A 13,986-nucleotide genomic window follows, 5' to 3' on the forward strand; every position below is an offset into this window, starting at 1 on the left:
GGCTTATTTGAGTGGTATGAAGTTCCCGGGCGCGCGGGTCATGTCGATGCCCGCGTCGTAGGCCAGATTGACCAACTCGACGATCATGATCGCGGTCAGGCCCCAGATCTTGTATTCGCCGTACTGGTAGCTGGGCACGTACCAACTGCGGCCGAGGTAATCGATGCGGTGGGTCACCTGGCGCGGATCGTCGCGAAAGAACGCCAGCGGCACGCTGAAGACCGAATCGATCTCACCGTCGTTGGCCTTGTACTCCACGAAGTCCGGCACCAACCCCACGTACGGGGTCACCTTGATGCCATGTCGGGAAACCAGGGTACTCAACGGGCCGATCACCTCCACCAGACCGGGGGGCAGGCCGACTTCCTCTTCCGCCTCGCGCAGGGCGGTGCGGATCAGGTCCGGGTCCTCCGGATCGCGGCGACCGCCGGGGAAGGCCACCTCGCCGCCATGGGTGGACAGGCCGCTGGCGCGCAGGGTCAGGACCAGTTCGGGCTCGTCGCCGCGCGTGACGGGTACCAGCACCGCCGCTTCGGGGAAGTCGTGATCGGTCTCCAGGGTTCGCGGGGAGTAGCTCTGCACACGACGGAGCAGGTCATCCAGCATGGACATTCTCGTTGTTTTCGACTGCCGGGCATCATGGCATGAACCTTGGGGCCACCCAAGCCCCGTGCCGACAGGTCGCACCATCCACCCTCGCTGGCTTGCCCCGCTCCCGGCTTGCCGTGCGACGCCATGCCGCGCCAAGATGGGCGCCTGACCCGAGGTGCCACGATGAAATTCTGCAGCCAATGCGGCGGGCCGGTCGTCCAGCGCATTCCCGATGGTGACAATCGCCTGCGCTACGTGTGCGACAGCTGCCACACCATCCATTACCAGAACCCGCGCATTGTCGCCGGCTGCCTGCCGGTGTGGGGCGAGCAGGTGCTGCTCTGCCGCCGCGCCATCGACCCACGCAAGGGCTACTGGACACTGCCCGCCGGCTTCATGGAGAACGGCGAGACCATGGAGCAGGCCGCGACCCGCGAGACCCTGGAGGAAGCCTGCGCCAGGGTGCAGCACCTCAGCCTCTATACCCTGTTCGACCTGCCCCACATCAGCCAGGTGTACACCTTCTTCCGCGCTGAATTGGTAGACCTGGACTTCGCCGCCGGTGAAGAAAGCCTGGAAGTACGCCTGTTCCACGAACGGGAGATTCCCTGGTCGGAGCTGGCTTTTCCGACTGTGGGCCGTACCTTAGAATGCTACTTCGCCGACCGCGCCGGGCAGGTCTTCCCGGTGCGCAACGAGCCACTCGCGCCGTTGCTGGCCTACTACAAAAAAGCCTGACCGCTATTCTGCTTACTTGAACACTGTGGGGACGTCGTGCCGATGCGCTGGTTGCTAGCTGTACTTTTCACGAGCCTTGCCGCTCTCGCCCAGGCGAACTCCGCGCCGATATTGGCTGGCAAATCCATCGACAAGGTCCTGGTGGTGAAATCGGAGCGCAAGCTGCTGCTGATGAACCGCGGGGACATTCTCAAGTCCTACCGCATCTCCCTGGGCAAGCAACCGGTCGGCGCCAAACTGCGCGAGGGCGACCAGCGCACCCCCGAAGGTTTCTACTGGATCGACTGGCGCAAGACCAGCGACCGGTTCAACCTGTCCATGCACATCTCCTACCCCAACGCCCGCGATGCCGCCAAGGCACGGGAAAAGGGCGTGCCGCCGGGCGGCATGATCATGATCCACGGCACCCCGCTGGATGAGGAATACCCGGAGTGGTACTTCCATACCCTGGACTGGACCGAAGGCTGCATCGCCATGAAGAACACGGACATGCGCGAAATCTGGAGCCTGGTGAAGGACGGGACGCTGATCGAGATCAGGCCATAAGGCCATCTTCTGCGAAAAAGGCGCCATCAGGCGCCTTTCTTATGTCCGTCCCGCGGTAGACACAAATTTCAGACGGACTCAGGCCGAGGCGGCCAAAGGGCGAAAGCTGAAATAGAAACGCAGGGCATCGATGAGGTCGGCATATTCCGACGGCGGTGCCACCAGCGAAAAACCGGAATCATAGCTGCCGGGGGTCACGTCCTCGTGGCACCACTGGCAGGTGGCATAGAAATCGATGAAGTGCAGCTGGCCATCCTTGCCCGGAATCTTCAGCCGCATGTCAAAGCGCGCGCCCACCAGCATGGGCAGCTGGCTGATCAGCATCAGGCCGTCCATGGAGACATTGCCCAGGTAGCCCATGGGTTTGTCGGTGATGCGATTGAACACCTTCAGGTAATACGGCAACTGATGGCGTTCGATATGGCGCTTGGTAGGCATGATATCAAATCGCTATTGGTGGCACTTCAGTATGCGCCCGTTATCGACCCGGACCAACCTTCATTTGCACTCGCGCGCCAGGCTCTCGTCCAGCTCGCGACGGAAGGTATCGATCTGTTCATCAGTGTAGTACTGGCGCTCGCCACGCTCGTCGAGTCGGTAGAACGGACCGCCACGATTCAGCTGGCTTTGCTGCTCGCGCATCTGGCTACACCGTTGCTGTTGCTGCTCCCGCGCCTGTGTAACCCGACCGGCTGCGGCGGCCTGTTCCTGGCGGCGTGCATCGTAGAACTTCGCAGTACGCGCCTCGCGCTCGCGGGTTGCGTCGTCCCGTTCCACCACCTGGGGCTTCACCGATACCGGCTCGGCACCTTCCACCGGTGTTGCGCTGAAATGCACCCGCCCCTGGGCGTCGGTCCATCGGTAGATTTCCGCACCGGCGATCGCCGGCACCAGCAGCAGGCAGCACAACAGGTGGCGCATTCCAGGGTTCCTCGGCTAGAGGCTCAGCTTAGTCCCGGCCGCACGCCGCTCAAGGGAGCAACGACCGACGGCCGGGTTATAGGATCAGAGCGGTACCGCCAGGGACTTTGTTCCGCCTCCGCCCAGGCGGCCGAGCTGCTCCAGCGTTTCCAGGCGCGCCTTGGCGCGGTAGGCGTACTCGCTGGTGGGGTAGCGCGCGATGATGAACTGATAGGTCTGCGCCGCATCGACGAACAGGCTCTGGCGTTCCAGGCACTGGCCGCGCAACAGGGAGATTTCCGGCTGCAGGTATTGCCGCGAACGGCTCTTGCGCTCGGCCTTGGACAGTTCGAGCATCACGTCCTCACAGTTGCCCCGCTCGTAGGCGCGGTAGGCATTGTTCAGGTGATGGTCGAGGGACCAGCGGGTGCAGCCGGCGACGGTCGCCAACAGGGTCAGGATGATCAGGGTTCGCATGGGTATTTCCTCCGTCCACCGGGATATCGGCCGGGGGCGCCGCTTCTTCAGGCCGCTGGGCGGGAAAGCATAACCTCCGATTGGTCCTGCCGGCGGCCGCCACGACCGGCATGCGGCCGCTGCTAGACTCCGGCGGTCGCCCAAGGACCGGTCCCAACATGCCCGCCACGCGCCTCGCCCTCCTCCCCCTGTGCCTGCTGCTCGGCGCCTGCTCGCCCACCACCCCGCTGTTCATCGCCCAGGTCACTACGAATGAGGTGGTGGAATACAAAACCATGAAGAGCAAACGCATGGCCGCCGCAGTGGAGGACGAAGGCGACCTGCTCACCTACAGTGCCATGGCCATCCGCGACGCCAGGAGCCCCGAGGCGGAAGCGCTCTACCTGGTCGGCTACCGCGACGACGGGTTCAGCGACGACGTACGCGCCATCGCCCTGTACCAGATCGGCCTGATCTACATGAGCCGCTACAACGAGCAGCGCGACGACGCCAGGGCGCTGGCCTACCTGGAGCGAGTGCTCGACGAATTCCCCGGCAGCCGCGCGGCGCCACGCGCCGAAGTGCGCGTTCTGATGATCCGCCAGCGGGCGAAGGACCCGGTGCAGAAGAGCGCCCGCGAACGCCTCGCCACCTGGCAACCCGGCAACGACCTCGACCTGTACAAGCCCGGCCTGGACCCGGACCTGACCCTGCTTTCTCGCCGCGCCGTACTCAAGGGTCGTGTCGCCGAAGCCGAGGAGCTCTACCTGCTGGCCCTGTCCGACGCCCACGTGCGGCCGGACATCAAACAGAAGGCGCTGTACCAGCTGGGCCTGATGTACCTGGCGCCGGACAACCCCCATGCCAGCCGCGACAAGGCCATCGGCTACTTTCGCCGACTGCTGGTGCAATTTCCCGACAGCGACCTGGCCGGCAAGGCGTCCCGACACCTCGACCAGGCCCTCAACCAGGACCGGCCATGACGCCCTCCGCTGGCCGCCTGAAACAATTCAGCAGGTAGTGAAAAGGAACAATGACTACAGTCTTCCTGCGTAGTAGCCTCGGGCTCAGCCTGGAAAATGGAGTCGTCGCATGTCGTTCCGCCGTACCAAAATCGTCGCCACCCTCGGCCCGGCCAGCAACTCCCCGGAGGTCCTGGAGCAACTGATCGTCGCCGGGCTCAACGTCGCCCGCCTGAACTTCTCCCACGGTAGCCCCGAGGAACACAAGGCGCGTGCTCGCCTGGTCCGAGAGCTGGCCGCCAAGCATGGCCGCTTCGTCGCCCTGCTCGGTGACCTGCAAGGCCCGAAAATCCGCATCGCCAAGTTCGCCAACAAGCGCATCGAACTGAAGGAAGGCGACAGTTTCCGCTTCTCCGTCACCCACCCCCGCGACGCCGGCAACCAGGAAGTCGTGGGTATCGACTACCCCGACCTGGTCAAGGACTGCGGCGTGGGCGACGAACTGCTGCTGGACGACGGCCGCGTGGTGATGCGCGTGGAAGCCGCCACCGCCGATGAACTGCAATGCCGTGTGACCATCGGCGGCCCGCTGTCCGATCACAAGGGCATCAACCGCCGTGGCGGTGGCCTGACCGCGCCGGCCCTGACCGCCAAGGACAAGGCCGACATCAAGCTGGCTGCGGAAATGGAACTGGATTACCTGGCCGTCTCCTTCCCCCGTGACGCCGCCGATATGGAACTGGCCCGCCGCCTGCGCGACGAGGCCGGTAGCAAGGCTTGGCTGGTGGCGAAGATCGAACGCGCGGAAGCCGTGGCCGACGACGAGTCCCTCGATGGCCTGATCCGCGCCAGCGATGCGGTGATGGTGGCCCGTGGCGACCTGGGCGTGGAAATCGGCGATGCCGAACTGGTGGCTATCCAGAAGAAGATCATCCTGCACGCACGCCGCTACAACAAAGCGGTGATCACCGCGACCCAGATGATGGAGTCGATGATCCACAGCCCGATGCCGACCCGCGCGGAAGTCTCCGACGTAGCCAACGCCGTGCTCGACTACACCGACGCGGTGATGCTCTCGGCCGAGAGTGCCGCCGGCGAATACCCGTTGGAAGCCGTGCAGGCCATGGCACGCATCTGCCAGGGTGCCGAAAAGCACCCGGACACCCGCCGTTCCCACCACCGCGTTGGCCAGACCTTCGACCGCTGCGACGAGAGCATCGCCCTGGCGTCGATGTACACCGCCAACCATTTCCCCGGCATCAAGGCCATCATCTGCCTGACCGAAAGCGGTTACACCCCGCTGATCATGTCGCGCATCCGTTCCTCGGTGCCGATCTTCGCCTACTCCCCGCACCGCGAGACCCAGGCCCGCGTGGCCCTGTTCCGTGGCGTCGAGACCATCCCCTTCGACGCCGCCGCGCTGCCGCCGGAAAAGGTCAGCCAGATGGCCGTGGACGAGCTGCTGCAACGCGGCGTGGTGACCAAGGGCGACTGGGTGATCCTGACCAAGGGCGACAGCTACACCACCCAGGGTGGCACCAACACCATGAAGATCCTCCACGTCGGCGACCTGCTGGTCTGACCCGGCCTGGAACGAAAAAGCCGCCCCTCGGGGCGGCTTTTTCATTGCGCGGCAGAATTTCCTGGAGCACATGCGGGGGGCGATTGAATTCGCCCCCTACCAGAAACGTCTCCCCCGGCTCGCTACGCGAACTTCGAGAAATCCGGCTTGCGTCGCTGGGTGAAAGCCGAGAGCGCTTCCACCGCTTCCGGGGAACGCAGGCGCTGGCTGAACATCTCGCCTTCTTCGGCGATCACCCGGCGCAGCTCCTCGCGGCCCGGCGCCTGCATCAGGCGCTTGCTCACCGCCAACGCGGAAGGCGCCAGGTCGAGGAAACGCAACGCGGCTTCGCGGGCGCGGGCCAGGGTGGCGGCGCCATCCTCCAGGGCGGCGTTGGCGATGCCCCAGTTGGCCGCCTGCTCACCGGTGAAACCTTCGCCCAGCAGCAGCAGCTCAGCCGCGCGGGCGTGACCAAGCAGGCGCGGCAGGATCAGGCTGGAACCGAACTCGGGGCAAAGGCCCAGGTTGACGAACGGCATCTTGAGCTTGGCATCGCGGCTCACATAGACCAGGTCGCAATGCAACAGCAGGGTGGTGCCGATTCCCACCGCCGGCCCACTGACCGCCGCCACCACCGGCTTGGAGAAGTCGAACAGCGCGCGCATGAACTGGAACACCGGGCTGTCCGCCCCGCTCGGCGGTTCCTGGAGGAAGTCGACGATGTCGTTGCCGCTGGTGAAGCACTCCTCACCGCCGGTGATCAGCACGGTGCGAACCTCGCGATCGGCCTGCGCCGCACCCAGGACTTCGGCCATGCGGCTGTACATGGCGCGGGTCAGGGCATTTTTCTTGTCCAGGCGGTGCATGCGCAGCGTCAGCAGGCCCTGCTCGCGCTCGACCAGAATGTGCTCGCTCATGGGAAGTCCTCGATTGGCGTGTCCCGCGGGTCAGACCGTGCGGGTCAGGAAGGTATCGGCCAGCAACTGATTGCGAGGCAGGCCGGCCAGGTACAGCCGGCGCGCGAACTCCTCGACGCTGGCGGGGTGGCCGCAGAGTAAGGCGATGGTCTGCCGCGAAACAAGGCGGAATTGCGCCAAAACGTCCGGCAACTCCGCCGGCGTGACCAGCCTGACCTCCACCCCCGGATGGGCCGCCGTCAGCGCCGCCAGGGGTTCGGCCAGGTAGTGGCCGCCGCGATCATGGGCGAGGTGAATGACCCGTATCGCACCCTGGTGATGACGCCCCAAGGCTTCGCGCAACAGCCCCCACAGCGGCGCCAGGCCGGTGCCGGAAGCGAGGAACAACAACGGCCGACCGTCCCAGGCCGGGTCATAGTGCAATGCGCCGCCATGCAGCTCGCCCAGGCGCAGCCTGTCACCGGGCGCCAGGCGCCGCGCCCTGTCGCAGAACAGGCCGGGCATGCGGCAGTCCAGGTGGAACTCCAGGCAGTCATCGACGTCGGGCAGACTGGCCAGGGAATAGGGCCGGGCAACGCCTTCGTCGTTCCACAGCAGCAGGTGCTGGCCAGCGCGGTAGCGCAGGGGCCGCGCCGGTGAGAGCCGCAGGCGCAGGACCTCGGGCGCCGGCCAGTCGAGGCCGACGACTTCGGCCTCCACGCCGTCGCGGGCCGGGTCGAAAATGTCCACCACCAGGTCCTGCACCACCCGGCACTGGCAGGCCAGCCGCCAGCCCTCGGCACGCTGCAAAGGGTCCAGGGCCTCGGGCTTCGCGTCCGCCGGCTCGCCGGACACGCAACGCACCAGGCAGGCATGGCAACTGCCGGCCCGGCAGCTGTAGGGCACCCGGCAACCCGCTGCATTCAAGGCATCCAGCAGGCTGCTGGCAGGTGCGACGGTCCAGCGTTTTCCGGCTACTTCGAGTTCAGGCACCCTGCCCCTCCCAGGCGGCGTCGCAACGGTTACGACCGCCGCGCTTTGCTCGATAGAGTGCCTGATCCGCACGCTGCAGCGCACCATCCAGATCGTCCCCGGCGACCAGCAGGGTCATGCCGGCCGACAGGCTCAGCCGTTCCACCTGCACGCCAACCGGCTCGGCGTTGGCGAAGGCCTCGCGCAGGCGTTCGCAGCAGGCGGTGAGGCGATCAGTGTCGCAATTGGGCAGCAGCAGAACGAACTCCTCGCCGCCATAGCGCGCCAGCACATCGCCATCGCGTAGGCAGGCCCGCGCCACGGCGGCGAAGGTCTGCAGGACCCGGTCACCGGCGGCGTGACCATGGATGTCGTTGATCCGCTTGAAATGGTCGAGGTCGATCAAGGCCAGGCCGTGCTGGCGGTTCGGCGCCAGATTGTCCAGCTCGCGGCTGGCCAGGCGCAGGAAATGCCGGCGGTTGAACAGCCCGGTCAGCTCGTCGGTGGCCACCAGGTCCTCCAACTGGCGCATCATGCCGCGCAAGGTGTCCTGGTGCGCCTGAAGGGCGAAACGGCGCTGGCGCATGCGCTGGCGCAGGGCCTGGACATAACTGGCGAACAGGCTCAGCCAGCACATCAGGACGAACAGCATGCAGACCTGCAGCAGGGCCAGGGCCGGGTCGGGCAACTGCATATGGTAGGCCTCGACCAGGTTGAGGCCGGCGAACGCGAAGAAACCGACCGCGGCGCATCGGGCGAAGACCCGGGGTTTGAGCTGGAACACGCCGAACAGCATGATCAGCACATAGACCGCCAGCAGCGTGCCGCGCGCAGTGTCGACGATGGACATCAGCCAGGTGTTCCAGCCCAGGGCGAGCAACACCTGGGGCGCGGTCAGGCTGGGGTCGGAGAAGCGCAGGTTGTGCCCGCCGAGGAATATCCCCAGCAGCACGAGCTGGGACAGGATGACGAGGCCGGAGCCGACCAGCGCGGTGCTCATCGACACCCGGAACAGGCCACCCATTACGGCGACCCAGGACAGCAGCAGGACCATCGAGTAAGTCGCCACGGCCATGCCGAAGCGCTTCAGCAACAGACTCTGCAAGGCCCTATGGCTGACCTGCTGACTGGATGGGCTCATGGGCTCCTTCCCGTAATGGCACAGTGCCGCCAATGTACGCCTGTGATCACAAATTTCCTAGTGTGTCGGAAGTGCTCGACAACCGACCAGGGTCGACTACCGGCGACTGTGCCCGACAGACACCACGCGCTATACTGCCGCGCCTTTTTTAGCCTCGCGCGCCGGGTCGTGGTCCGGCGCTTCCCTGATGTTCCCTCCAAGAGGAGCGCACCCATGACCGTGATCAAGCAAGACGATCTGATCCAGAGTGTCGCCGACGCCCTGCAGTTCATCTCCTACTACCACCCCGTTGATTTCATCCAGGCCATGCACGAGGCCTACCTGCGCGAAGAGTCGCCCGCCGCGCGCGATTCCATGGCGCAGATCCTGATCAACTCGCGCATGTGCGCCACCGGCCACCGCCCGATCTGCCAGGACACCGGTATCGTCACCGTGTTCGTCCGCGTCGGCATGGACGTGCGCTGGGACGGCGCCACCATGAGCGTGGACGACATGATCAACGAGGGTGTGCGTCGCGCCTACAACCTGCCGGAAAACGTCCTGCGCGCCTCCATCCTGGCCGACCCGGCCGGCGCCCGTAAGAACACCAAGGACAACACCCCGGCGGTCATCCACTACTCCATCGTTCCGGGCAACACCGTGGAAGTGGACGTCGCGGCCAAGGGCGGCGGCTCCGAGAACAAGTCGAAGATGGCCATGCTCAACCCGTCCGACTCCATCGTCGACTGGGTGCTCAAGACCGTTCCGACCATGGGCGCCGGCTGGTGCCCGCCGGGCATGCTCGGCATCGGCATCGGCGGTACCGCCGAGAAGGCCGCGGTGATGGCCAAGGAAGTCCTGATGGACCCCATCGACATCCACGAACTGAAGGCCCGTGGCCCGCAGAACAGGATCGAGGAAATGCGCCTCGAGCTGTTCGACAAGGTCAACCAGCTGGGCATCGGCGCCCAGGGCCTGGGCGGCCTGACCACCGTGCTCGACGTCAAGATCATGGATTACCCGACCCACGCCGCTTCCCTGCCGGTGTGCATGATCCCCAACTGCGCCGCCACCCGTCACGCCCACTTCGTGCTGGACGGCTCCGGCCCGGCCGCCCTGGAAGCCCCGCCGCTGGACGCCTACCCGGAAATCGTCTGGGAAGCCGGCCCGTCCGCGCGCCGCGTCGACCTCGACAAGATCACCCCGGAAGAAGTGCAGAGCTGGAAGCCGGGCGAGACCCTGCTGCTCAACGGCAAGATGCTCACCGGCCGCGACGCCGCGCACAAGCGCATGGTCGACATGCTGAACAAGGGTGAAGAACTGCCGGTGGACCTCAAGGGCCGCTTCATCTATTACGTTGGCCCGGTCGATCCGGTCGGTGACGAAGTGGTCGGACCCGCCGGCCCCACCACCGCCACCCGCATGGACAAGTTCACCCGCCAGATCCTCGAAAGCACCGGCCTGCTGGGCATGATCGGCAAGTCCGAGCGCGGTCCCATCGCCATCGAAGCGATCAAGGACAACAAGGCCGTGTACCTGATGGCCGTCGGCGGCGCCGCCTACCTGGTGGCCCAGGCGATCAAGAAGTCCAAGGTCCTGGCCTTCGCCGAACTGGGTATGGAAGCCATCTACGAGTTCGACGTGAAGGACATGCCGGTCACCGTCGCCGTCGACACCAATGGCGAGTCGGTGCACATCACCGGCCCGGCGATCTGGAACAAGAAGATCGCCGACAGCCTGGCAGTGGAAGTGAAATAAGCCTCCAGCGCCCCATGAAGAAGCCCGGCCCAGTGCCGGGCTTTTTCTTTTCCGCAAGGTTGGCGCCGTGCGTGCGAAGCCCGACGACGCTAAGTCGGACTTCGCTCCGCTCAGACCCGCGTGGCCCGCACCAACTACAGCAACGCCGCCTGGTCGAACTGCTCCGGCCAATCACGGCGGGTGAACACCTGGCCCTCGGTGCGCACCCGGCGGACTTCGCCCAGGTCCAAGTCGCAGATCAGCCACTGGCTGGTGGCCGGGCAGAGTTCGGCGCTCTCGGCGATCACGCCATTGCTCGGCATGCCATGGTCCGGCGGGACGTAGAGCCCGGCGCGGCCGATGTTCTCGTCCAGCGCCGGCGACCAGGGCGCCAGGCCAACGGTGGGCGATTGCAGCACGGCGATCTGGTTTTCCAGGGCGCGGGCCTGGGCGCCGATGCGCACGCGGTGGTAGCCGGCCTCGGTATCGGTGCAACTGGGGGCGAGAATCAGGTCGACACCGCCTTCAGCCAAAGTACGTGCCAGCAGGGGGAACTCGTTGTCGTAGCAGATCAGGATGCCGAGACGCCCCAGGCCGGTGTCGAACACCCTGAGCCCCTCCCCTGCCGCGATGCCCCATTGCTCGCGCTCGAAGCGGGTCATGATCAGCTTGTCCTGGAAGCCCAACTCGCCGCCGGGGCCGAACAGCCAGGCGCGGTTGCGGTAGCGTCCGTCGGCGTCGCGCACCGGCAGGCTGCCGGGCTGCAGGTAGACGCCGAGCCGGGCGGCGATGCCGGTACACAGCGCCCGCCAATCCTGCAGCAGCGGCTGGATACCGTCGATGGACGCCTGCAGGTCGCCACGCTCGGTCGGCGGCAACTGGCCGGCCAGCACCAGGCCGGCATACTCCGGCAGCACCAGCAGCTTCGCGCCTTGGCCCGCCGCCTCTGCGCAGAGGTTTTCCAGATGGGCGGCGTAGGACGCCCAGCTCTCATGCAGCTCGATGGCGTACTGGCAGGCGGCGACCCTGATCATGGCGCGAGCTCCTTGATCCAGAAGGACATGGGCTTGGCCGACTCGGACGCCTCGTCCAGGTCGCGCCAATGGAATTCGGTACGCAGCTCCGGGTGATGCCGATAGCCGCGGCGCCCCCAGAACGCGTTCAACGGCTGGTAGCCAGGCGGGCGCCGCGGATGGTCCGCCGGCCGCTCCACCGCGCAGAAGGCGCAGAAATCGAACCGTCCCAGGCGTCGGGCATAGGCTTCGCGCTCGGCGAAGAAGCGCACCCCCAGGCCCGTGCCGCGGAATTCGGGCAACAGCACCGACTCGCCGAAATAGAAGATGCGTTCGGGGTCCCAGCCCCGTTCGCGAAAGGGCCGCTGGAAGGCCTCGGTTTCATCGGCCATGGGCAGACCGGTGGAGACGCCCACCACCTGCTCGCCCTCCAGGGCGAGGACGAACAGGCTGTCCGACGACTCGGCATAGGTCGCGAGGTAGCGCGCCTCGTAGTCCAGGGTGCCGTCGTAAAGGTAGGGAAACTCGCGAAACACGCTCAGGCGCAGGCGCGCGAGGTCGTCGATGTGCGGCGCGATGGCGGCGCCCTGGAGCAGACGGATGTGCATGGGAGCGGTCGTTCTGGCGATGTGGATGACGCCCCTGGCTAAGCCGGGTCTGGTTGAGGACCCTATCATGCCCCGCACGGACCGACTGACCCCATTGCGACAGGAACCCAACCATGACCGCTATCGAACTGGTGCACGCCTATTACGACGCCTTCAACGCCGGCAACATGCCGGCGTTCCTCGCCCTGCTCAGCGAGGACGTGGTGCACGACATCAACCAGGGCGAACGCCAACAGGGCAAGGCCGCCTTCGCCGCCTTCATGGAGAAGATGAACCGCTGCTACAAGGAGCGCCTGTCCGACATCGTGGTCATGCAGAGCGCCGACGGCAGCCGCGCCGCCGCCGAGTTCGTGGTGCACGGCCAGTACCTGGCCGACGACGAGGGCCTGCCGCCGGCCAAGGGCCAGACCTATGTACTGCCGGCCGGCGCCTTCTTCCATATCCACTGCGGCAAGATCGCCCGCGTGACCAACTACTACAACCTGAACGACTGGGTGGAACAGGTCTGCTGAAGCGCCCGCAGGCGCGAACTCGTCACAGCGTGATCCGGGTCCCCAGCAGCGCCAGGAACTGCGCCAGCCAGGCGGGATGGGCCGGCCAGGCCGGCGCCGTGACCAGGTTGCCCTGGGTGTGGGCGGCATCCACTGGAATGTCCACATAGTGGCCGCCGGCGAGCTTCACTTCCGGTCCGCAGGCCGGATAGGCGCTGCACTCGCGCCCCTCCAGCACGCCGGCGGCAGCCAGTAGCTGGGCGCCGTGGCAGACGGCGGCGATGGGCTTGCCGGCCTGGTCGAAGGCCTTCACCAGCTCCAGCACCCTGGCGTTCAGGCGCAGGTATTCCGGGGCGCGGCCGCCGGGGATCAGCAGGGCGTCGTAGTCCTCGGCCTTCACCTTGGCGAAGTCGAAGTTGAGGGCGAAGTTGTGGCCCGGCTTTTCGCTGTAGGTCTGGTCGCCCTCGAAGTCATGGATGGCGGTACGCACGGTCTGTCCGGCCGCTTTGTCCGGACACACCGCATGAACCTGGTGGCCGACCATCAGCAAGGCCTGGAACGGCACCATGGTTTCGTAGTCTTCGGCGTAGTCGCCAACCAGCATCAGAATCGTCTTTGCGGCCATGTCGCATCCTCCTGGAGTGAAAGCCCGAGGCTTCAAGGTTAGCCAATTACACGGCCCCCATCGGGCCCCGGCCGCAGGCACCCGCTACCAGGCTCGACGGATCAGATACCGACCTTGTCCAGGGCACGCCCCAGCCCTCGCCAGAAGCCTTCCTGCGGCCGCGCCACCCGACCGCTGGCGGCGATCCGCTGGATCGGCTGCACCTGGCGGGTGGTGCCGATCTCCCGGCTGCCCAGGGACGCTTCCACCCACTGCAGCGGTCCGTTGCCAGCGCCGGACCGCTGGCTGTTCTTCGGCGGCGGGTCCAGCTCGTCATAGCGCAGGTAGTCGGTGCGCCCGGCGGAGGCGTCCAGGGCGAAGGCGCTGATGAGGGTGAAATCCAGCGGGCCATCGGCGAACAGCGTCCAGTAGCTGCCGAACAGCGGGCGGCGCATTTCCAGCTTGTAGCTGGCCGCCTCGAGCGCCAGGGCCAGGTGGCCGTTGCTTGGCAGACTGCCGATCAGTGCGTTGTCGATGAAGATACCGGGGGCTTCCAGTTCCTGATCTGCCCATTCGCTTTGCGGGCGATAGAGGTAGACCAGCGCATGCTGGCCATCGCTCGGCGTGGCAGCCTGGAATTCAGGTCCTTCGGTCGCGCCGAAGAAGGCGCCCGGAGTGGAGCAGCCGCCCAGGGCAGCGCACACCAACAGAATCGGCAGGTATCGGCGGCCCATGCAGCCACTCCCTCTTGTCGTGGTGCGGCCAGCCTAGCCGGGCGTCGCCCGGCGCAC

17 protein-coding genes are annotated in these 13,986 nt (G+C 66.1%); 6 read left to right on the forward strand and 11 right to left on the reverse strand.

All coding sequences use genetic code 11. The features are described 5' to 3' along the window. Positions 1-3 precede the first annotated feature (3 nt). A complete protein-coding gene (locus PJW05_RS21705) occupies positions 4-606 on the reverse strand; it encodes a CoA pyrophosphatase (protein WP_271409015.1) in 603 nt (200 codons plus the stop codon). Between the two features lie 168 nt (positions 607-774). On the opposite strand from PJW05_RS21705, the gene PJW05_RS21710 reads away from it, so the two are divergent. Both PJW05_RS21710 and PJW05_RS21715 read left to right on the forward strand, forming a co-directional pair. After that, entirely contained in the window at positions 775-1,329 is a 555-nt protein-coding gene (locus PJW05_RS21710) for an NUDIX hydrolase (protein ID WP_271409016.1), read from the forward strand. A 42-nt stretch (positions 1,330-1,371) separates the two neighbouring features. Further along, the gene (locus PJW05_RS21715; RefSeq protein ID WP_271409017.1) at positions 1,372-1,875 is read left to right on the forward strand and encodes a L,D-transpeptidase family protein; all 504 of its coding nucleotides are present in this window, start codon (positions 1,372-1,374) and stop codon (positions 1,873-1,875) included. A 78-nt stretch (positions 1,876-1,953) separates the two neighbouring features. On the opposite strand, the gene PJW05_RS21720 is transcribed toward PJW05_RS21715, so the two are convergent. The 3 genes from PJW05_RS21720 to PJW05_RS21730 all read right to left on the reverse strand — a co-directional run bounded on the left by PJW05_RS21720 (position 1,954) and on the right by PJW05_RS21730 (position 3,252). Next, positions 1,954-2,313: a PilZ domain-containing protein gene (locus tag PJW05_RS21720; RefSeq protein ID WP_271409018.1), complete on the reverse strand. Its 360-nt coding sequence runs from the start codon at positions 2,311-2,313 to the stop codon at positions 1,954-1,956. A gap of 60 nt (positions 2,314-2,373) precedes the next feature. Then, complete coding sequence (locus PJW05_RS21725) at positions 2,374-2,796, reverse strand: DUF4124 domain-containing protein (RefSeq protein ID WP_271409019.1); 423 nt, start codon at positions 2,794-2,796, stop codon at positions 2,374-2,376. 84 nt (positions 2,797-2,880) lie between these two features. Further along, entirely contained in the window at positions 2,881-3,252 is a 372-nt protein-coding gene (locus PJW05_RS21730; RefSeq protein ID WP_271409020.1) for a tetratricopeptide repeat protein, read from the reverse strand. A gap of 158 nt (positions 3,253-3,410) precedes the next feature. On the opposite strand from PJW05_RS21730, the gene PJW05_RS21735 reads away from it, so the two are divergent. Both PJW05_RS21735 and pyk read left to right on the forward strand, forming a co-directional pair. Beyond that, a complete protein-coding gene (locus PJW05_RS21735; RefSeq protein WP_271409021.1) occupies positions 3,411-4,214 on the forward strand; it encodes a tetratricopeptide repeat protein in 804 nt (267 codons plus the stop codon). Between the two features lie 109 nt (positions 4,215-4,323). Beyond that, a complete protein-coding gene (gene pyk / locus PJW05_RS21740) occupies positions 4,324-5,775 on the forward strand; it encodes a pyruvate kinase (protein ID WP_271409022.1) in 1,452 nt (483 codons plus the stop codon). Positions 5,776-5,897: 122 nt separating this feature from the next. Here the strand turns inward: pyk and PJW05_RS21745 are convergent, their stop codons facing one another. Genes PJW05_RS21745 through PJW05_RS21755 form a run of 3 tightly spaced genes read right to left on the reverse strand, consistent with a single transcriptional unit; the run spans position 5,898 to position 8,763 of the window. After that, positions 5,898-6,671: an enoyl-CoA hydratase gene (locus tag PJW05_RS21745; protein WP_271409023.1), complete on the reverse strand. Its 774-nt coding sequence runs from the start codon at positions 6,669-6,671 to the stop codon at positions 5,898-5,900. 30 nt (positions 6,672-6,701) lie between these two features. Then, complete coding sequence (locus tag PJW05_RS21750) at positions 6,702-7,643, reverse strand: iron-sulfur-binding ferredoxin reductase (protein WP_271409024.1); 942 nt, start codon at positions 7,641-7,643, stop codon at positions 6,702-6,704. Next, on the reverse strand, positions 7,636-8,763 hold the full coding sequence (locus PJW05_RS21755; RefSeq protein ID WP_271409025.1) for a GGDEF domain-containing protein: 1,128 nt from the start codon (positions 8,761-8,763) through the stop codon (positions 7,636-7,638). Before PJW05_RS21755 ends, PJW05_RS21750 begins: the two co-directional genes overlap by 8 nt. A 213-nt stretch (positions 8,764-8,976) precedes the next feature. Here PJW05_RS21755 and PJW05_RS21760 point away from each other — a divergent pair, with 213 nt between their 5' ends. After that, on the forward strand, positions 8,977-10,500 hold the full coding sequence (locus tag PJW05_RS21760; protein WP_271409026.1) for a fumarate hydratase: 1,524 nt from the start codon (positions 8,977-8,979) through the stop codon (positions 10,498-10,500). Positions 10,501-10,634: 134 nt separating this feature from the next. Here the strand turns inward: PJW05_RS21760 and PJW05_RS21765 are convergent, their stop codons facing one another. Continuing rightward, positions 10,635-11,513: a carbon-nitrogen hydrolase family protein gene (locus PJW05_RS21765; protein ID WP_271409027.1), complete on the reverse strand. Its 879-nt coding sequence runs from the start codon at positions 11,511-11,513 to the stop codon at positions 10,635-10,637. Next, a complete protein-coding gene (locus PJW05_RS21770; RefSeq protein WP_271409028.1) occupies positions 11,510-12,100 on the reverse strand; it encodes a GNAT family N-acetyltransferase in 591 nt (196 codons plus the stop codon). Before PJW05_RS21770 ends, PJW05_RS21765 begins: the two co-directional genes overlap by 4 nt. Positions 12,101-12,213: 113 nt before the next feature. On the opposite strand from PJW05_RS21770, the gene PJW05_RS21775 reads away from it, so the two are divergent. Further along, the gene (locus PJW05_RS21775; protein ID WP_271409029.1) at positions 12,214-12,612 is read left to right on the forward strand and encodes a nuclear transport factor 2 family protein; all 399 of its coding nucleotides are present in this window, start codon (positions 12,214-12,216) and stop codon (positions 12,610-12,612) included. Positions 12,613-12,634: 22 nt separating this feature from the next. On the opposite strand, the gene PJW05_RS21780 is transcribed toward PJW05_RS21775, so the two are convergent. After that, positions 12,635-13,216: a DJ-1/PfpI family protein gene (locus tag PJW05_RS21780; RefSeq protein WP_271409030.1), complete on the reverse strand. Its 582-nt coding sequence runs from the start codon at positions 13,214-13,216 to the stop codon at positions 12,635-12,637. A gap of 101 nt (positions 13,217-13,317) precedes the next feature. Beyond that, on the reverse strand, positions 13,318-13,929 hold the full coding sequence (locus PJW05_RS21785; protein WP_271409031.1) for a DUF2846 domain-containing protein: 612 nt from the start codon (positions 13,927-13,929) through the stop codon (positions 13,318-13,320). Between the last annotated feature and the right edge of the window lie 57 nt (positions 13,930-13,986).

The organism is Pseudomonas sp. Q1-7 (assembly GCF_028010285.1).
Taxonomy (GTDB): domain Bacteria; phylum Pseudomonadota; class Gammaproteobacteria; order Pseudomonadales; family Pseudomonadaceae; genus Metapseudomonas.